The following is a 17,229-nucleotide window of genomic DNA, read 5'->3' as shown; positions in this document are numbered from 1 at the left end:
AATTCGAGGCTCGGGTCGGTCGGCCCGGGTCAGTTGAACGAGCAGCCCGGATTCGGCGCGTCCTCCGACAGCGGGCTCCCCGCGGGCAGCACGTAGAGCACATCGAGAATCTGCGACTCGGTCCCCAGATTCCGTTCCAGATGGACATTGCCGGTCCCGGCCCGCTCCACGAACGCGGTCCCCGCCCCGCCGACCTGATCGATCGCGCAATCGGGTCCGTAATGGCTCAGCTCGCCCTGGCGCAGGACCGCGTACAACGTCCCGTCGTGATAGTGCCAGCCGGTGGAACCGCCTGGGACGATGGTGATCTCGCGCAGGATGTACTCGGTGTCCCCGATCGTGGTGCGCGAGAGGATCACCCCCGTGACACCGTCGGACGGCGTCGCGTGCGCGGTCGCCGCGCAGGACCCTGCCAACGCGCACGATGCCAGTGCGGCCAGTACAGCTCGAGAACCGAGAGTCACCCCGCCACGCTATCGCGCGCCACCGGTCGGCGAGAACCCTAGGCGTCCATCTTCTTCAACGTCTTCTGGACCGTCAGGAAGGTGCGGGTGGTCATGTCCTTGCCCCAGGCCTTCTCGATCGTGGACATGAAGCCGGTGGTGCTGGGATCGGTGTTGTCGATGACGGTGAGCAGGGCGGCGGCGGGCTTGTCGTAGCGGACGACGCGGACCGCGGAGCCCTCGAAATCGGGGATGGACTTCGGGTGCTCGCGCACGAAGGTGACCGTCAGATAGGTCTCGCGGCCGTGGGTGAGACCGGCGTAGGGATCGGAGTCGACCAGCTTCCGGAGCTGGGCCTGGGTGCGGATCAGCGTCCCGCCGGGGATGCCCAGTTCGGCGGTGAGCGCCTGTTGGATCGTCGATTCCAGGGCTGCCACGTCGGTGTCGTCGGTCCCGAAGACCACGTTGCCACTCGCCAGCAAGGTGCTGACCTTCTCGAACCCCAGTCCCTCGAAGACGCCGCGCAGCTTCTCGCCGCGCATGTTGGGGTTGGTGGGCATGATCCCGCGCAGGAAGGCGGCGTAGCGGTGCATGGCCGTGAACCTACCCGCGCGGGGTGACGGTCAAGAGGAGGCGGCGACGCCGCTCTTCTTGCGTTCGATGTCGGCGAGCGCCTCGAGGTGGGCGGCGCGGGCCTCGGCGGCGGCGTCCCAGGTCTCCTTGCGGTTCTTCACGGCCCGGGCGGGCGCGCCGACGCAGATGGAGTAGTCGGGGTAGTCGCCCTTGACGACGGCGTGCGCGCCCAGCACGCAGCCGCGGCCGACGCGGGTGGAGCGCAGCACGGTGACCTTGGCGGCGATCCAGGTGTCGGGGCCGATGCGGACCGGCGACTTCACGATGCCCTGATCCTTGATGGGCAGGTTGATGTCGTCGGTGACATGGTCGAAGTCGCAGATGTAGCACCAGTCGGCGACCAGGGTGGACTCACCGATCTCGATGTCGAGGTAGGTGTTGACGACATTGTCCTTGCCGAACACCACCTTGTCGCCGATGCGCAGCGAACCCTCGTGGCAGCGAATGGCGTTGCCGTCGCCGATGTGCACCCAGCGGCCGATCTCGAGCCGGGACAGCTCGGGGGTGGCGTGGACTTCCACGTTCTTGCCCAGGAAGACCATGCCGCGCAGCACGATGTGCGGGTTGGCCATCTTGAACTTGAACAGCCGGTAGTAGCGCACCAGGTACCAGGGCGTGTAGGCGCGATTGGCGAGGACCCACTTCAGAGACGCGGGCGTGAGGAAACGGGCCTGCTCCGGATCCCGGCGGCGCGAACCCCGCCAACGCGAGCGCAGCGGTGCGCCCCACATGCTCGTCACGAACTACTCCCTGTGTTCACCGGTCGTTTCAACGAGGGTATCCGTCCCCTTCCACGGGCACGAAAGTAGGCTGTGCTCCGGCTGTGGCAACGGCAGGGCTGCGGCTGTGGCAACCCGGCGACAATCCTCAGACTTCCGTACTGGCAGAAGGGACACCAGCAGGTGCGAAACGGCAGGCGGCGGACCGGACGTGATCGACGCTCGAGCACCGGGTCCACGGTGCTGGCCCTGGCGGGCGCCGGGCTGTTCGCACTGACGGGGTGCTCGTACGGCAGTACCGAGGTCGACGATATCGGCGTCGGTCCCGGCAAGGGCTGGCCGATGGCGTTCGGGGACGCCCGCAACAGCGGGTCCAGCTCGGTCACCGGGTCGCGGAATCTGGCGCTGAATTGGTCTCGGCCCGTGGGTGGTCCGGTCGCGCAGCCGGTGACCATCGGCGGCGACGGGCAGCTGTACGTCACCACCCGCGCCACCGGCTGCACCATTCTGTCGTTCCAGATGCCGACGGGCCGTAAGCGTTTCTGTAATCCGCTGGGCCCCAGCGCCGTCGACGGCGGCGCGGCGGTGGACGGCAGCGGCAATGTGTACGTCGGCGACGACGGCGCGGTGAACTCGTTCAACAACCTCGGTCAGCCGCGCTGGCGCACCCCCGCCGCCGGGACGCCGGTGTCGGTGCAGTTCACCGGGGACGGAAAGGTCCTGTCGGTCACCCAGTCCGGGCAGGTGGACGTCCTGATCCGGCAGACCGGCGAACGCCAGGTCCCGACCTTCCAGCTGCTCGGCGAACCCGACTTCCTGGCCAACCCGTCGCTGAGCCGGCCGCCGGACGGGCAGGGCCTCGACGACTGCGCGACCGGCGGACCGCAGTGCCCGATCGCGAATGTGTCCGCGGTGGACCAGAAGTCGGGCCGTTTCTACGCGACCGTGTGGAAGCCCGGTGACACTCAGGCCGCCTTGGTGGCGCTCACCTACAACGGCAAAGAGGTTCGCGTCGACTGGGACGCGAAGCTGCTCGACCAGGGCAGCGCCACCAGTCCCGCGCTCTCGGCCGACGGCTCGACGGTCTACGTCGGCGACAACACCAACCGCCTGATCGCCGTGGACGCTGCCACGGGCAAGACGAAATGGACTCGGGACCTGGGCTTCCCGGCGCGCGGCGGCATCTCCGTCGCGGACGGCCTGCTGGTGCCCGCAGGCGACGAGGGCCACCTGATGGCGTTGCGCGATCAGGGCGACAAGGCCGAGATCGCCTGGGAGCGCAAGGATCTCGAACTGCGCGGCCGCCCGGTCCAGACCGCGGGCGGCACCGGCTACACGGTGGCCCCGATCGGTGACAAGCTGACGCTGGTCACCTTCGACACCCGCAATGGCGCGACGGTGCAGTCCAACGATCTTCCGGGCGCGGAGGGCACCACCGTGGCGACCGCCGTGGGCAGCAAGGGCGAGGTCGTGGTGGCCACCCGGATCGGCGAGCTGTTCGTGTTCAAGCCGGAGAAGAAGTAGCCCCGTCCGCACGCAATGTCAGCGTGTAGGCGTCGACATTGGCCGCGACGCGCTGCAGGAGGTCCAGCAACACGCCGTAGTCGCCGGCGCTGAGGCCCTCGGTGGCGGCCGCGCGCTGCATTCGGATGCGCTCCCACAGTTTCGCGTGCGCGGCGACGCCTTCCGAGGTCAACGCGTAGGTCCCCGCGCTGCCCTGGTCGGCCCAGCCCCGATCTACCAGCGCACCGACATACGGTGCGGCGGTGGGGTCGTGGGCGCCGAGGTACGGGGACAGCGCGACGTCGAGGCCCGCCGTGTCGAGCGGGCCGCCGGCGAGCGTGTGCAGGGTCTGCCAGTGCCGGCGGAGCAGGCCCTCGGCGGCCAGGAACGCGGCGAAATTGTCCTCGAGGGTCTTGTCGATGCGCTTGAGCCAGTAGCCCAGGAACTTCGGGGCGTCGGACATGCTCGTCTCCTAATTCTTGTCAAAGTACATGTGCATGTATTTTAACAAGCAATTGTAGGATGACAAGGGTGAAGGACAGCGACCCAGCGATCGTCGCCATCGAGCGCGCCATGGTGGCCATTCGCCGCAGCCAGAGTCGGCGCGCACTGAACAAGCTCGCGGCCCGCGCCGGGGGCCCGGCCGTGGATCCGACCCTGTTCGGCGTGCTGGACGCCGTCGAGGCCCGGGAGGGCGAGGTGGTGGTGACCGATATCGCCACCGCCCTGGGCGTGGACCAGCCGCGGGCCAGCCGGCTGGTGGCGCGGGCGGTCGCCGAGGGTCTCGTGGAACGACGGGCCGATCAGACCGACGCGCGACGCATCCACCTGCACCTCACCGCCACCGCGCACACCACCCTGGACCGCGCCCACGCGAATCGGCGGGCCGCGCTCGATGCCGCGACCGCCGACTGGCCCGACGGCGACCGCACCGAATTCGCCCGGCTGCTCACCCGATTCGTCGCCGACTTCGAGACGGCCACCGCCGACCGGCCGGACGACGCCCGGTAGCGATCAGTCCGGGCGGACCGATTCGAGGACGGTGGCGGCCCGCTCGAGCAGGTCGATGAGCGCGGCGCGCTCGGCCGCGGTGAACTCCGCCGCGAGTGCCCGTTCGACCGGGACCGCGCGTTTGTCGGCCGCCCGCATGACCTTGCGCCCCTCGTCGGTGAGCCGGGTCTCGAGCACATTGCGATGCCACTCGTGCGGCGTGCGCTCGATCAGGCCGCGCTCGCGCAGGTTGGTGAGCACCGTGTTCATGGTGGGCGGGGTGACGCCGCAGCGGCGGGCCAGTTCGGCGGCGGAGATGCCCGGATTCTCACTGAGGACGTAGAGGGCCGCGTACTGCGGGATGGTCACGGCCGCGGGCTTGAGGGCGGCGTTCTTCGCGCCCATGAGCGCCTGCTCGGCGCGCTTGATATAGGTCCCCAGGCGCTCTTCGACCGGCATCGACGTCACCCCGGCATGATAGCTCACCCCCTTGTTCGAACCTTGACGATCATTAGAGCTCTAATCTATCTTCGCTCTCATATTCCGATGTCATCTCTACCGTCCCGAAAGGCGTGCGCATGTCCCACACCGTGATTCCCGAGAAGTACACCGACCTGCTCACCCGGCCCCTGTTCGCGCACCTGGCCACGCTGAATCCCGACGGCACGCCGCAGGTCACCCCGATCTGGCAGATCTGGGACGGGGAGTTCCTGCGCTTCACCACCACGACGACCCGGGCCAAGCACCGCAATACCGCTCGCGACCCGCACGTGGCGGTCAGCATCAACGATCCCGAGGCCCCGTACCGCTACCTCGAGATCCGGGGCGTCATCGAACGCATCGACACCGATGCGGAGGGCGAGTTCTTCGATGTCCTCGCGCGGCGTTACGGACTCCCCTACGACAAGCCCGTGGGCGACCACCCCGATCGCGTGGTGCTGGTGATGCGGCCGACGCACGCGACCTATCAGGGCTGAGGCCCTACGGGGTCGCGCAGAGGAAAACCGTTGCGGCGCGGCCGATTCTGGTGACGACGAGGGTGTGCGGCACCGAGCCGCGGGGTTTGATGCGGGCGCGCAGGGCGTCGGGGTCGATATCGACGCCGCGGGTGAGAATTTCGAGGGGACCGCAGTCGCGGCGGTGGAGTTCGGCGCGGAGGGACTTCTCGCGGAATTCCATGCGGTCCAGGACGCGGAAGCCACGGACCCCGTCGGGGACCTGGTCGCCGGTGAGGTAGGCGATGCGGGGATCCAGTTGCCACAGACCGTGTTTCGCGGCGTAGTGGCGGACCAGGCCCGCGCGGACGACGGCGCCGTCCGGATCGATGATCCACTCCCCCGGCTCGCGTTCGGGGATGTCGTCGGGGGCGGTGTCGGTGAGGGTCCAGGGGTCGGCCTTCGCGGACAGGACCGTCGCGCGGCGGGTGACGCCCGGTTCGGTGAGACCCGGTGACCACAGACAGGCTTCGCGGACCGCGCCGTCGAGGGAGACGACCTCGACCTCGCCCGACCAGCCGAGAGTGTCGAAATCCAGTCCGGGAGCGCACTTCACGGCCAGGTCGCGGCCGGAGTAGGCGGTGAGCAGGTCCGGCAGCGGTGGCTGGAGTTTGGCCGGATCGTGGGTGCGGCGGCCGTCGGCGCGGCGGGCGGGATCGGCGATCACCACGTCGGCGGTGCTGCACGGAACCAGCGCGTCAGCCTTGGCCAGCAGCACATTTCGCGCCCCGGCGTTGTGGGCCGCCATGGCCAGTCGGATGTCGTCGAGGTCGCTGCCGATGACGGCGGGACAGACCGCCGCGAGCGCGGCGAGCTCCGCGCCGATCGAACAGGTGACGTCGTGGACGGTGCGCCCGGCGAGCCGTTGGGCGCGGTGCGCGGCCACCGCCGACGGGGTCGCCTGCTGGAGGGAATCGTCGGTGAACAGCCAGTCCCCGGCGTCGGCCAGTTTGGCGGTGGCCCGCCGGCGTAGGCGGACGGTTTCGACCAGGGCCGCGGCCCGGTCGCCGTGCCCGCGGCGGATCCGCTCCAGATCCTTGAGGAGCGAGGCGGAGGAAAGCGCGACATCGCCCACCTCGGCCAGGGCCGCCGCGCCGGCGGCACTGGAGAGGTAGGCGATGTCGTCGCGAGTGAAGGCGTAGCCCACGGGGTTTCGCGGAGTCGGCCTACTTGGCGGACGCGCCGGGCTTCACGCCGGTGATCATGGCGTTGTAGAAGAACTGGCGGGGCACCACGTGGCGCAGCACCTTCTCGTCGAGGGCGGAGAACGCCAGCCACGCCTTGTACTGGGCCATGCGGTAGCCGATGGTCAGCTTCTCCTCGGGCACGGCGGCCTCGAAGGTGCGGACCGGCCAGCCCCACAGGGCGGCGGCGAATTCCTCGGTCTTGGCCTGCACCTCGACGGCGCCCGCGCTGCGGGCCATCCGCTCCAGGTCGGAGGGGTCGAAGGTGTGCAGGTCGACGACGGCCTCGAGGGCCGCGGCGCGCGAGGACTCGTCGAGCTCGGACTGCGGGCGACGCCAGCCGCTCAGGAACGGCAGCTTGGTGACCGTGGTGGTGACCTTCCAGGTGACCTGGCCCAGGCGACGCGCGTAGATGTTGCCGATCGTGGTCGGCTCACCGGCGAAGACGAAGCGACCGCCCGGCTTCAGCACGCGCAGGCACTCCTTGAGCGCGAGTTCCACATCGGGGATGTGGTGCAGCACGGCGTGGCCGACGACCAGGTCGAAGGTGTCGTCCTCGTAGGGGATGGTCTCGGCGTCGGCTACACGGCCGTCGACGTCGAGGCCCAGGTTCTGGCCGTTGCGGGTGGCGACCTTGACCATGCCCGGCGACAGGTCCGTGACCGAGCCGCGCTCGGCCACGCCCGCCTGCATCAGGTTCAGCAGGAAGAAGCCGGTGCCGCAGCCGAGTTCGAGGGCCCGCTCGTAGGGCAGCTCGGTGCTGGGCGCGACGGCGTCGAAGCGACCCTTGGCGTACTCGATGCAGCGCTCGTCGTAGGAGATCGACCACTTGTCGTCGTAGGTCTCGGCTTCCCAGTCGTGATACAGGACCTGGGCGAGCTTGTTGTCGCTATACGCGGCCTGGACCTCGGCCTCGGTGGCGTGCGGGTTCGGCGCGGGGTCTTCAGGACCAACTGTCATGCAGGCAAGCCTAATGAATAGCCCGGTGAGCGGTGTTATCGGGCCACTGAACGACCGGTGAACGGAATCGCGTCCGGTCCGTCGACCAAATAAGAACGTGTTCCAACCTGCTGATCTTCGGTTCCGAACAGGTCAGCCCACTCGCGGCGGGCCCGATCATGACCATGTGTACCGGCCTCGAAGACCCGTTTCGCGGCCGCGATCGCCGCACCCGGACCACCCGCGAACTGCCCCGCCCAGCGCAGTGCGGCGGCGAACACATCGTCGGGCGCCACCACCTCGTCGACCAGGCCCAGCGCCGCGGCCTCCTTCGGATCCACGAAGCGTCCGCTGTACACCAGATCCTTGGCGTGCGACGGCCCGATCAGCAGGCTCAGGCGGCGAATGCCCGCCAGCGGGATCAGCCCGGCCTTGATCTGCGGCAGGCCCAGTTTCACGTTGTCGCCGATGATGCGGCGATCCGCCGCCAGCGCCAGCTCCAGCCCCGCGCCCAGCGCGTAGCCGCTGATCGCCGCGACCGTCGGCTGCGGCAAACGGGCCAGGCAGCCCAGCGCCGACTGGAAGTCCGCCACCACGGCCTGCGCCTGCTCCGGGGTGAGGCGGGCCAACTCGGCCAGCTCGTCACCCGCGCTGAACACCCGCGCGTCGCCGTAGACCACCACGGCCGCGATCGACCCGTCGGCCGCGATCTCGTCGGCGGCGGCCGCCACCTCGAGCGCCACCTGCAGATCGATCAGATTCATCGGGGGGCGGGCGATGCGGAGCACCGCGACACCCTCTGCCACGCCCCGGTCCACGGTCACGAATTCGGCCACAGCCGATCACCCTACTTCGGGCGCTGGGTATGGTGTCCCTCCGCCCGTGCGGGCGTGCTCGATCGTGGAGTTCTTATGCGTGACATGTGGTGCCCCAGCTGCGACTCGACCCTGCCGGTCGTAGCGAGCCGATGCCCCTTCTGCTCGGCGGAGCGCCCGCCCGAACCCGAACCCGAACAGCCGCCGTCGTATTGGCTGCGCGTGTTCGCGGTGGCACTGATCCAGGTCGGGCTGCCGGTCGCGGTCGGGGTCGGAATCCAGGCCCACGTGGTGGCCGCGGCCGTGGCGCTCGGATTCGCGGTGAGCGCCATGCTGTGGAGCCTGGTGTGGGCCGCGGCCACGCCGCAGCACTGAGCTACCGACCTACTCGGGTCGCTGAGAGCCCCGGATGCGGGCGTTCTCCGGCAGTTCCGCGAAGTAGCGGTCCGCGTGCGGGAAGGCCAGCGCCAGGCCCTCGGCCTCGGGGTCGTAGACCGGCATGATCGGGACGATGGTGCGGTCGGCGGCGAGAATCTCGGCGGTGGAGGCGAATTCGCCGAGCGCCGCGAGCTGGGTCCAGGTCGGCGGCAGCAGCACGTCCAGGCCCTCGTGCCAGCGGCGGATGGCCTCGGCGGGCGTGCACCAGGTCACGACCTCGGCCTCGGAGGTGGCGCCGTCGGCCAGCTGGCCCTGCGGCAGCACCGCCACGAAGAAGCGGGTGTCGTAGCGGCGCGGCTCGATCACCGGGGTGATCCAGTTGTCCCAGGGTCGCAGCAGGTCGGCGCGCAGCACCAGGTTCTCGCGGGTGAGGAATTCGGCGAAGGACAGCTCGCGGCGTTCCAGCTGCCCGCGCGCCTCGGCGTAGACGGCGGTGTCGGTGACCACGGTGTCGGCGGTCGGACCGGCCAGCAACACGCCGCATTCCTCGAAGGTCTCGCGGACGGCCGCGCAGATCAGCGCCTGCGCGCGGCCCGCGTCGATGCCGAATCGCTCGGCCCACCAGGCGGCGTCGGGTCCGGCCCAGTCCAGGGCGGCCGACGCGTCGGAGGGATCGACGCCGCCGCCGGGGAAGACGGTCATCCCGGCCGCGAAGGCCATGCCGCCGACGCGGCGCTGCAGGAACACCTCGGGCCCGTGCGCACCGTCGCGCACCAGCATGACCGTGGACGCGTCCTTGACCGGACGCGCGGCGGGCTGGGATCCGGGCTCTGCAACTGTCTCGCTCACATTCCGCACCATAACCCTTACCCGAGCGAAATAACATCGGCCCCGATTCACTCGGTCAAATGGACTGATCCGGTGCGGGTTTCGATGACGGGCGGCCCGGCGGGATCCGGATGACGGGTCCAGGTGCCCTCGACCTTGCCGGTGCGGTAGTCCTGCACCTGGCTGACCACGGCCCCGGAATCGTCGGTCCAGGTAACCAGGAAGATGCCCGCCTCGATGGGCGCGACCGCGACCGGGGTATTCGTCCGGCGTCCGGTGTCGGCGGCGGTGTAGGTGAGGCTGCGGCCGTCCGCGGCGAAGGTGATGGTGCCGCCCGAGCCGACGTCATAGGTGAGCTGCGCCGTCTTTCCGTTCAGATCCTCGGGCACCGCGGCCTTGCCCAGCGTCTCGGCGGCATGCGACTTCGAAACCTGCTGGGCCGCCGGAGGATCGGCGACGCAGCCGGTGGCGGCGAGGGCGACGGCGAGGACCGCGAGGGCGCCGGTGCCCCGGGACGCGATGGGACCGGTCGCCCGGTCTGCGATGGCACCGATGGTCCGGCCCACAGCCAGCTCCCTCCGTCAGCGGCAGTTGCGGACAGTTTGCCCGGCAGCCACAGCCGGCGCAATCGCAGCGCGCCGCGATTCCCGAAGTGACAACTGATCTCGATGCGATGGGGGTAACTCGTCGCGGAGCGGCGGGCTAGCTGCGGTGACGCCCGAAACGTTGGCTGCGGCGCGCGAAGTAGCGGCCGTCGATACGGTCCAGCTGGATCGACTGCCGGAACGCCTCGCTCAGGTTCTCCGAGGTCAGCACATCGGAGAGCAGACCCTGCGCGACCACCGCGCCCTCGTTGAGCAGCAGCCCGTGGGTGAAGCCCGGCGGAATCTCCTCCACGTGGTGGGTGACCAGCACGGTGGCCGGCGCGTCCGGGTCCGCGGCCAGGTCGCCGAGACGCTCGACCAGTTCCTCACGACCGCCCAGATCGAGTCCGGCGGCCGGTTCGTCGAGCAGCAGCAGTTCCGGGTCGGTCATGAGCGCGCGGGCGATGAGCACGCGCTTGCGCTCGCCCTCGGAGAGGGTGCCGTAGGTGCGGTCGGAAAGGTGTTCCGCGCCCAGGCTTTCCAGAATGTCGATGGCCCGGTCGGTATCCATGTCGTCGTAGCGCTCCCGCCAGCGGCCCATGACCGCGTAACCCGCCGAGACGACAAGATCGGAGACCTTCTCGTCGATCGGCACCCGGCTGGCGATGGCGGCGGAGGAAATTCCGATGCGCGGGCGTAGTTCGTTGATATCGACCCGCCCCAGGGTTTCGCCGAGCAGATTGGCGATTCCGGAGGTGGGGTGCATTTCGGCGGCGGCCATCCGCAGCAGTGAGGTCTTGCCGGCGCCATTGGGGCCGAGCACGACCCAGCGTTCGTCCAATTCCACCTGCCAGGTGACCGGACCCACCAAGGTATGTCCGGAACGTCGGACGGTGACGTCGCTGAAATCGATGAGCAGATCGGGATCCGGTTGCGGCACGGGGTCCATCTTGGCCCACCGCCCTGGACGATCGTCAACGTGGTGGCTGAATTCGGGGCGTGTCCCCTCCGGAAGTGCGGGGACGATAAGCGATTTCATGGGTGCTCGTATCGAATTCCGGTAGATCGCACTCCGGGCCCCGCATTCCGCGGCCCCGGGCATCGGCGCTCGTGGAGCGGAACATCCGTGCCAGGATCAGTGCCACCGGGATCGAGAGCACCGTCCACACGATGAGAACAACCAGCAATGTTGTCATTTCGTGGTTTCCTTTCGAGGAAACTCGTGAATCGATCCTGGACCACCCGGTCGGGGAAGTCGATACGCCCTACCCATATGGGTCAGCACGCCGACCCTTCGGTTTCGCTAGTGCGCCATGCGCGCCGTCGCCTCCGTGCCATCCGGCCTACGGCACCGCGATCACGGTCATCGACCCCGGGGCCACCTCCGTGAACCCGGCGTCACGCACCGCCACCGCGTCGCCCCGGGCCACCCGCCGTCGCAATTCCGCCCAGTGGCCGGGATCGGCCTCCGCGACGGTGCACCGAAACCCGGTGGCGGCCCACGCATACGCTTGCCGCACCGGTAAGGCGCCTGCCAGCAACATGCTGGCATGCCCTACCTGTGCCGCTGCCTTCCCGACAGTCATACCCAATTCCGAGTCCACCCATAGCACCGGATATTCCGGATCGATCGCGATGTCCGGCTCCTCCGGCAGCTCGGTTCCGCTGATCTGGAGCCGACGGATCCGCGGATCCACGTCCCCCACCGGACCCGGCACCAGCGCCCGCGCCTGCGCGCCGCCGAAATCGACTGTGACACCGTCGACTTCCTGCGCCGCCACCCACTGCGCCCCGCGGGCCCGCCGCGCCACCTTCCGGATGCGCGACCGCTTCCAGGTCAGATAGCGCTCCTCCCACTCCCCGCCCGGCCCGACCCGCTCGTCCAGGCACACTGCGACCGCCGCCGACGCGGCGGCCGCCAGCAGCGCCGACCGTGCGGGCGGATCGTTCTTCGGAATGTGCAACACCATCTGCATGGCCTGGACCAGAGCCGGGTCGGCGGGATCGCCCCCGCCGCCGTAGCCCCGGGCCAGTTCCGCGTGCCTGGCCTCGAAACCGGCATCGACGGTGGATCCAACGCTCGACACAACCACTCCTACAACGACGTTCTAACGCACCGTCAGGTTCACGGTGAACCGCTTGGCGGGCTCGACGCCCTGCTCCCAGGCCCGCATGTACGCCAGGCTCAGCGTGGTGGAGCCGGGGGCCACCGCCACGAAATTCAGCACCGACTTGCCGCCGACGCCGACCTTGCCGTCGGGGTTGGGGTCCTGCTCGTACTCGGGTGAACCGTTCTGCTTCACCACGTTCTGGTCCAGCCCACCCAGCTGCCAGCCGAATCCGGTGGTCGGATTCGCCTCGAGGGTGACGATCAGGCCCTGTCCCACGGCCAGACTCACGTCCTTGCCGTCGGAGTCCGCACCGATCCGCTCGGCCGCACGGTCCGTGGGGGTCGCCTGCACGGCGGTGGTGCCCGCGACACTCGTCGCCGAGACCGGTCGCGCCTCGTTCGGATCGGTGGTGCCGCAAGCGGCCAGCGCGAGGCCGGCCATCACCATCGCCAGCGGCATACGCACACGCACTCGGACTCCTTCGGTCATCGCCGGGTTTCCGACCACGGTACCGAGCGCGGAGCCGAGGGTGGCGCAAGCGAATTGGACGCGTTGCGGCTACCGCACGGTTTACTGCGGCAGCGGCACCCGGCGGATACCGCCGTCGCGGGCGTCGGCGGCCTCGACCTCGTCGCGGGTGACGCCCAGGATGAACAGCACCGCGTCCAGGAACGGATGCGACAGCGCGGCGTCGGCGACCTCGCGCAGCGCGGGTTTGGCGTTGAACGCGATACCCAGGCCCGCGGCATTGAGCATGTCGATGTCGTTGGCGCCGTCGCCGACCGCGACGGTCTGCTCCATGGCCACGCCCGTCTCGGCCGCGAACCGGCGCAGCGCAACGGCTTTCGCGGCCCGGTCGACGATCTCGCCGGTGACCGCGCCGGTCAGCTTGCCGTCGCGGATCTCGAGGGTGTTGGCCTGGACGAAGTCCAGTTCCAGTTCGTGCGCGAGCGGCTCGATGACCTGACGGAAGCCGCCGGACACCACGCCGCAGCGGAAGCCCAGGCGACGCAGCGTGCGAATGGTGGTGCGGGCCCCCGGGGTGAGTTCGATGCGCTCGGCGACCTCGTCGATGACCGAGGCGTCCAGCCCGGCCAGGGTGGCGACGCGCTGGCGCAGCGATTCGGAGAAGTCGATCTCGCCGCGCATGGCGGCCTCGGTGACCGCGCGGACCTCGTCCTCGACACCGGCGTGCGCGGCCAGCATCTCGATGACCTCGCCCTGGATCAGGGTGGAGTCCACGTCGAACACGATGAGCCGCTTGGCCCTTCGCGCCAGACCGGCCTTCTCGACCGCGACGTCCACGCTCTCCTTGGCGGCCACCGCCGACAGCGCGGTGCGCAGCTCGGTCTCGGTGTCCGCGTCGGCGGCGGGCACGGTCACCAGCAGTTCCAGACCGGTGACCGGGTAGTCGGCGATGCCGCGGATGGAGTCGATGTTCACGCCCTGCGCGGCGAGCTTGCGCGCGATGGCGCTGAAGGCGCGGGCGGTGACCGGCGAACCCAGCACCACGACCGCGTGGGTGGACAGTTTGGCGCCCGACACGGCGCTGGCCCCGATCTCCACGGCCACGTCCATGCCGATCGACGCCATGGCGTCCTCGAGCTGATCCTGCAGCGACTCGGGGTCGGTGGGACACGACACCAGCACGCCCAGGGTGAGGCGGCCCCGGATGACGACCTGCTCCACATCCAGCAGGCTGACACCGTTGTTGGCCAGCGCGGCGAGTAGCACCGACGTGACGCCCGGCTTGTCGGGTCCGGTGACCGTAACCAGAACCGTCGTGTCAGCGCTCCGCCTCTCCGTGCTTGCGCTCAATCGATGACTCCTTGTCCCTGGCACTGCGTGGCCCGCCCGACATGCGGCGGCAGCTCATTCTGTCAGGTCGGCCCGCCCGGGACCGCGCCGACGTCCGCCCACGGTGGCGGGCATCACGCTCGCGCCACGCCGGAACACAATTCGCCCAGGATCTCGGCGACCGGCCGCACCGCCGTGACCAGCCCGACCCCCTGCCCCGCGTCGACCGGCGCGATCCGCGGATCGTCGGCGGCGTTCGCGGCGGCCAGCTGGGCCCGCGCGGCGGCGGCCCGGTCGGCTCGAGCGGTCGCGGCCGGTTCGGGTTCGGAGGTGGCGGCGGCCGACAACTCGTCGATCCGGTCGTGCCAGCGCGCCGTGAAATCGTTGCGCAGCACCCGGGCCGGAAACCGTTGCGGCCAGGGCAGTTCCATGCCGACGTCGAAAACCCGCGTGACGATGGTGTCGGTGCCCTGCGCGGCGAGCAGCGCGCGGCGACCGCCCGGGGCGAGCAGCGATTCCTCGGCGGCCGCCACGGCGGTGCCCAGCCAGACCCCCGCGGCCCCCGCCGCGAGCATCGCGGCGACCCCGCGCGCCGAACCGATGCCACCGGCGGCCAGCACCGGACCGGGCACGGCGTCGAGCACCGCTTCCAGCAACGGCAGCGTGGCGAGTTCGGGCGCACCGTGCCCGCCGCCCTCGAGACCGCGCGCGACCAGCACGTCGATCCCGGCGTCGCGGGCGCGCCGAGCATCCTCGACGGTGTAAACCTGTGTCGCCGTCCGGATTCCGGCCGCGTGGGCGCGGGCGGCCCACGACAGATCCGTCCCGAAGCTCACCGACAGCAGGGCGGGCTTCGCGGCGAGGGCGAGGTCGAGGAGTCCCGGTCGCGCGGCCGCCACCCAGTCGACCAATCCGATTCCGATCGGGCCGGGTGCGGGCGCTGCGGCGTTCCCCATCAGTTCGCGTTCGAGCGCGGGCAGTTCGCGTTCGAGGGCGGCCGCGGCGAGCTCGCGTTCGAGCGCCTCGACCGAGCCCGCACTGCCCATCCCGATCATCCCCAGTCCCCCGGCGGCCGCGACCGCGACCGCGAGCCGGCCGCCGGCGACTCCGCCCATGGGCGCGTTCACGATCGGCACCCGCAACCCCATCGCGTCCGACCAGTCGGTCCGCAGTCCCGCATCCTCCGTCACCCGACCATGAAAGCGCGCCGCGGTCATCGGCGTCCGCCCGGCCCTGTCATACGCCGGTGGTCCCCCACCCCGCAACGCGACGCGGCACCCGTCCGAGGACGGGTGCCGCGTTGGATGTTCCGGCTGTCAGGCGACTAGTGCGACGCCTTCTCCAGCTCGTGCACGTTGTGGGACTTGGAGCCCCAGCCCACGTGGGCCTCGGCGCGCATGCGCTCGACCATGTGCGGGTAGTGCAGCTCGAACGCGGGACGCTCGGAGCGGATGCGCGGCAGCTCGTAGAAGTTGTGGCGCGGCGGCGGGCAGGAGGTCGCCCACTCCAGCGAGTTGCCGTAGCCCCACGGGTCGTCCACGGTCACGACCTCGCCGTAGCGGTAGGACTTGAAGACGTTCCAGATGAACGGCAGCATCGACGAACCCAGGATGAAGGCACCGATCGTGGAGATGGTGTTCAGCGTGGTGAAGCCGTCGCTCGGCAGGTAGTCGGCGTACCGACGCGGCATACCCATGTTGCCCAGCCAGTGCTGCACCAGGAACGTGGTGTGGAAGCCGACGAAGGTGGCCCAGAAGTGCCACTTGCCCAGACGCTCGTCCATCATGCGGCCGGTCATCTTCGGGAACCAGAAGTAGATGCCCGCGAAGGTGGCGAACACGATGGTGCCGAAGAGCACGTAGTGGAAGTGCGCGACCACGAAGTAGGTGTCCGACACGTGGAAGTCCAGCGGCGGGCTCGCGAGGATGACGCCCGACAGACCACCGAAGAGGAAGGTCACCAGGAAGCCGACCGACCAGAGCATCGGCGTCTCGAAGGTGAGCTGGCCGCGCCACATGGTGCCGATCCAGTTGAAGAACTTCACACCGGTCGGGACCGCGATGAGGAACGTCATGAACGAGAAGTACGGCAGCAGCACCGCGCCCGTGGCGTACATGTGGTGCGCCCACACCGCGATGGACAGGGCCGCGATACCCAGGGTCGCGTAGACCAGGGTGGTGTAACCGAAGATCGGCTTGCGGCTGAAGACCGGGTAGATCTCCGAGACGATGCCGAAGAACGGCAGCGCGATGATGTACACCTCGGGGTGGCCGAAGTACCAGAACAAGTGCTGGTAGAGCAGCACGCCGCCATTGGCCGGGTCGTAGATGTGGCCGCCCAGGTGGCGGTCGTAGGCCAGGCCGAACAGGGCCGCGGTGAGCAGCGGGAAGGCCAGCAGCACCAGCACCGAGGTGACGGCGATGTTCCAGGTGAAGATCGGCATCCGGAACATGGTCATACCCGGGCAGCGCAGGCAGACCACGGTGGTGAGCATGTTGACGCCACCGAGGATGGTGCCCAGACCGGAGACGGCCAGACCCAGGATCCACAGGTCGGCGCCGACGCCGGGCGAGTGGACGATGTCCGACAGCGGGGTGTACGCGGTCCAGCCGAAGTCCGCCGCGCCGCCGGGGGTGATGAAGCCGGCGGTCGCCATCGAGCCGCCGAACAGGTACAGCCAGTAGCTGAACGCGTTCAGACGCGGGAAGGCGACGTCAGGGGCGCCGATCTGCAGCGGCAGGATGATGTTGGCGAAGCCGAACACGATCGCGGTCGCGTAGAAGAGCAGCATGATCGTGCCGTGCATGGTGAACAGCTGGTTGAACTGTTCCGGCGACAGGAACTGCATGCCCGGACGGGCGAGCTCGGCGCGCATGAGCAGCGCCATGATGCCGCCGACCATGAAGAAGGAGATGGCCGTCACCAGGTACATGACGCCGAGAACCTTCGGGTCCGTCGTGGTGACCATCTTGAAGATGAACGATCCCTTCGGACCCGTCCTTTGAGGATAGGGCCGCTCCGCCTCCACAAGGCTGGCCGGCCGCGGTTCTACGGCAGTCACGAAACCTCCACAGGTATGCCATCGTTCGTACGCTGCTTCCGGCGTCCGGTTCGGCAACATGACGAACGACGGTGGCTTGCGCTGTGACAGATCGTAAACCGTGTCCCATCGGCGCTCCCTCCGGGTCCTACTCTGTGTCGTATTCGGCTCTGCCGAGGGTCGTATCCGTGAGGGCGCCGGTGTCGTAATTGGGAGTCGCGGGGCGCGGCTGTAGGCTGCCCGGCATGCCGGTGCGCGAGTCCGCTTCCA

General features: G+C 69.4%; 20 protein-coding genes. 4 read left to right on the top strand and 16 right to left on the bottom strand.

What is annotated here, in order from left to right; all coding sequences use genetic code 11:
• Positions 1–29: 29 nt before the first annotated feature.
• From ACQPYY_RS09000 to ACQPYY_RS08990, 3 genes are read right to left on the bottom strand one after another with little or no spacing between them, the layout of a single operon-like run.
• The gene (locus tag ACQPYY_RS09000; protein WP_433593396.1) at positions 30–464 is read right to left on the bottom strand and encodes a cupin; all 435 of its coding nucleotides are present in this window, start codon (positions 462–464) and stop codon (positions 30–32) included.
• A 38-nt stretch (positions 465–502) separates the two neighbouring features.
• Positions 503–1,036, bottom strand: a complete 534-nt coding sequence (locus ACQPYY_RS08995; RefSeq protein ID WP_433593395.1) for a DUF1697 domain-containing protein — start codon at positions 1,034–1,036, stop codon at positions 503–505.
• 30 nt (positions 1,037–1,066) lie between these two features.
• Entirely contained in the window at positions 1,067–1,816 is a 750-nt protein-coding gene (locus ACQPYY_RS08990; RefSeq protein ID WP_379101525.1) for an acyltransferase, read from the bottom strand.
• A gap of 162 nt (positions 1,817–1,978) precedes the next feature.
• On the opposite strand from ACQPYY_RS08990, the gene ACQPYY_RS08985 reads away from it, so the two are divergent.
• Positions 1,979–3,319, top strand: coding sequence for a PQQ-binding-like beta-propeller repeat protein (locus ACQPYY_RS08985; RefSeq protein WP_433593394.1), 1,341 nt, complete (start codon positions 1,979–1,981; stop codon positions 3,317–3,319).
• On the opposite strand, the gene ACQPYY_RS08980 is transcribed toward ACQPYY_RS08985, so the two are convergent.
• Positions 3,300–3,761, bottom strand: coding sequence for a MarR family winged helix-turn-helix transcriptional regulator (locus ACQPYY_RS08980; RefSeq protein WP_433593393.1), 462 nt, complete (start codon positions 3,759–3,761; stop codon positions 3,300–3,302). The two genes, ACQPYY_RS08985 and ACQPYY_RS08980, sit on opposite strands and share 20 nt — an antisense overlap.
• Positions 3,762–3,829: 68 nt before the next feature.
• Between ACQPYY_RS08980 and ACQPYY_RS08975 the strand changes: the two genes are divergently transcribed.
• Positions 3,830–4,309: a MarR family winged helix-turn-helix transcriptional regulator gene (locus tag ACQPYY_RS08975; protein WP_433593392.1), complete on the top strand. Its 480-nt coding sequence runs from the start codon at positions 3,830–3,832 to the stop codon at positions 4,307–4,309.
• A gap of 3 nt (positions 4,310–4,312) precedes the next feature.
• Here ACQPYY_RS08975 and ACQPYY_RS08970 read toward each other — a convergent pair whose 3' ends face one another.
• Entirely contained in the window at positions 4,313–4,747 is a 435-nt protein-coding gene (locus ACQPYY_RS08970) for a MarR family winged helix-turn-helix transcriptional regulator (protein WP_357279973.1), read from the bottom strand.
• A 119-nt stretch (positions 4,748–4,866) separates the two neighbouring features.
• Here ACQPYY_RS08970 and ACQPYY_RS08965 point away from each other — a divergent pair, with 119 nt between their 5' ends.
• Positions 4,867–5,265, top strand: coding sequence for a PPOX class F420-dependent oxidoreductase (locus ACQPYY_RS08965; RefSeq protein ID WP_379101517.1), 399 nt, complete (start codon positions 4,867–4,869; stop codon positions 5,263–5,265).
• A 4-nt stretch (positions 5,266–5,269) separates the two neighbouring features.
• Here ACQPYY_RS08965 and ACQPYY_RS08960 read toward each other — a convergent pair whose 3' ends face one another.
• Genes ACQPYY_RS08960 through ACQPYY_RS08950 form a run of 3 tightly spaced genes read right to left on the bottom strand, consistent with a single transcriptional unit; the run spans position 5,270 to position 8,242 of the window.
• Positions 5,270–6,430 carry a THUMP-like domain-containing protein gene (locus ACQPYY_RS08960; protein WP_433593391.1) on the bottom strand — a complete coding sequence of 387 codons (1,161 nt, stop codon included), beginning with the start codon at positions 6,428–6,430 and terminating at the stop codon, positions 5,270–5,272.
• Between the two features lie 19 nt (positions 6,431–6,449).
• Positions 6,450–7,427, bottom strand: a complete 978-nt coding sequence (locus ACQPYY_RS08955; RefSeq protein WP_379101513.1) for a class I SAM-dependent methyltransferase — start codon at positions 7,425–7,427, stop codon at positions 6,450–6,452.
• A gap of 35 nt (positions 7,428–7,462) precedes the next feature.
• Positions 7,463–8,242: an enoyl-CoA hydratase-related protein gene (locus ACQPYY_RS08950; protein ID WP_433593390.1), complete on the bottom strand. Its 780-nt coding sequence runs from the start codon at positions 8,240–8,242 to the stop codon at positions 7,463–7,465.
• Positions 8,243–8,317: 75 nt separating this feature from the next.
• Between ACQPYY_RS08950 and ACQPYY_RS08945 the strand changes: the two genes are divergently transcribed.
• Positions 8,318–8,596: a hypothetical protein gene (locus ACQPYY_RS08945; protein WP_433593389.1), complete on the top strand. Its 279-nt coding sequence runs from the start codon at positions 8,318–8,320 to the stop codon at positions 8,594–8,596.
• A gap of 9 nt (positions 8,597–8,605) precedes the next feature.
• Here the strand turns inward: ACQPYY_RS08945 and ACQPYY_RS08940 are convergent, their stop codons facing one another.
• The 8 genes from ACQPYY_RS08940 to ctaD all read right to left on the bottom strand — a co-directional run bounded on the left by ACQPYY_RS08940 (position 8,606) and on the right by ctaD (position 16,980).
• Entirely contained in the window at positions 8,606–9,379 is a 774-nt protein-coding gene (locus ACQPYY_RS08940) for an NUDIX hydrolase (RefSeq protein WP_433594601.1), read from the bottom strand.
• Between the two features lie 116 nt (positions 9,380–9,495).
• The gene (locus tag ACQPYY_RS08935; protein WP_433593388.1) at positions 9,496–9,993 is read right to left on the bottom strand and encodes a MoaF-related domain-containing protein; all 498 of its coding nucleotides are present in this window, start codon (positions 9,991–9,993) and stop codon (positions 9,496–9,498) included.
• Positions 9,994–10,129: 136 nt separating this feature from the next.
• On the bottom strand, positions 10,130–10,960 hold the full coding sequence (locus ACQPYY_RS08930) for an ABC transporter ATP-binding protein (protein WP_379101505.1): 831 nt from the start codon (positions 10,958–10,960) through the stop codon (positions 10,130–10,132).
• A 394-nt stretch (positions 10,961–11,354) separates the two neighbouring features.
• The gene (locus ACQPYY_RS08925; protein ID WP_433593387.1) at positions 11,355–12,098 is read right to left on the bottom strand and encodes a peptidyl-tRNA hydrolase; all 744 of its coding nucleotides are present in this window, start codon (positions 12,096–12,098) and stop codon (positions 11,355–11,357) included.
• Between the two features lie 21 nt (positions 12,099–12,119).
• Entirely contained in the window at positions 12,120–12,593 is a 474-nt protein-coding gene (locus ACQPYY_RS08920; protein ID WP_433593386.1) for a protease inhibitor I42 family protein, read from the bottom strand.
• Positions 12,594–12,692: 99 nt separating this feature from the next.
• Positions 12,693–13,940, bottom strand: coding sequence for a phosphoserine phosphatase SerB (gene serB / locus ACQPYY_RS08915; RefSeq protein ID WP_379101497.1), 1,248 nt, complete (start codon positions 13,938–13,940; stop codon positions 12,693–12,695).
• A gap of 113 nt (positions 13,941–14,053) precedes the next feature.
• The gene (locus ACQPYY_RS08910) at positions 14,054–15,109 is read right to left on the bottom strand and encodes an NAD(P)H-dependent flavin oxidoreductase (RefSeq protein WP_433593385.1); all 1,056 of its coding nucleotides are present in this window, start codon (positions 15,107–15,109) and stop codon (positions 14,054–14,056) included.
• Positions 15,110–15,243: 134 nt separating this feature from the next.
• Positions 15,244–16,980 carry an aa3-type cytochrome oxidase subunit I gene (gene ctaD / locus ACQPYY_RS08905; RefSeq protein ID WP_357096299.1) on the bottom strand — a complete coding sequence of 579 codons (1,737 nt, stop codon included), beginning with the start codon at positions 16,978–16,980 and terminating at the stop codon, positions 15,244–15,246.
• Positions 16,981–17,229 lie beyond the last annotated feature (249 nt).

Source organism: Nocardia sp. CA-145437 (genome assembly GCF_050956485.1).
Lineage (GTDB): Bacteria > Actinomycetota > Actinomycetes > Mycobacteriales > Mycobacteriaceae > Nocardia.
This window is presented reverse-complemented; position numbering and strand designations above follow the sequence as displayed.

Coding starts and splice junctions, on each gene's coding strand:
- ACQPYY_RS08980 (WP_433593393.1), bottom strand. CDS start 3,761: ATGTCCGACGCCCCGAAGTTCCTGGGCTACTGGCTCAAGCGCATCGAC.
- ACQPYY_RS08995 (WP_433593395.1), bottom strand. CDS start 1,036: ATGCACCGCTACGCCGCCTTCCTGCGCGGGATCATGCCCACCAACCCC.
- ACQPYY_RS08930 (WP_379101505.1), bottom strand. CDS start 10,960: ATGGACCCCGTGCCGCAACCGGATCCCGATCTGCTCATCGATTTCAGC.
- ACQPYY_RS08965 (WP_379101517.1), top strand. CDS start 4,867: ATGTCCCACACCGTGATTCCCGAGAAGTACACCGACCTGCTCACCCGG.
- ACQPYY_RS08940 (WP_433594601.1), bottom strand. CDS start 9,379: ATGCTGGTGCGCGACGGTGCGCACGGGCCCGAGGTGTTCCTGCAGCGC.
- ACQPYY_RS08970 (WP_357279973.1), bottom strand. CDS start 4,747: ATGCCGGTCGAAGAGCGCCTGGGGACCTATATCAAGCGCGCCGAGCAG.
- ACQPYY_RS08955 (WP_379101513.1), bottom strand. CDS start 7,427: ATGACAGTTGGTCCTGAAGACCCCGCGCCGAACCCGCACGCCACCGAG.
- ACQPYY_RS08945 (WP_433593389.1), top strand. CDS start 8,318: ATGCGTGACATGTGGTGCCCCAGCTGCGACTCGACCCTGCCGGTCGTA.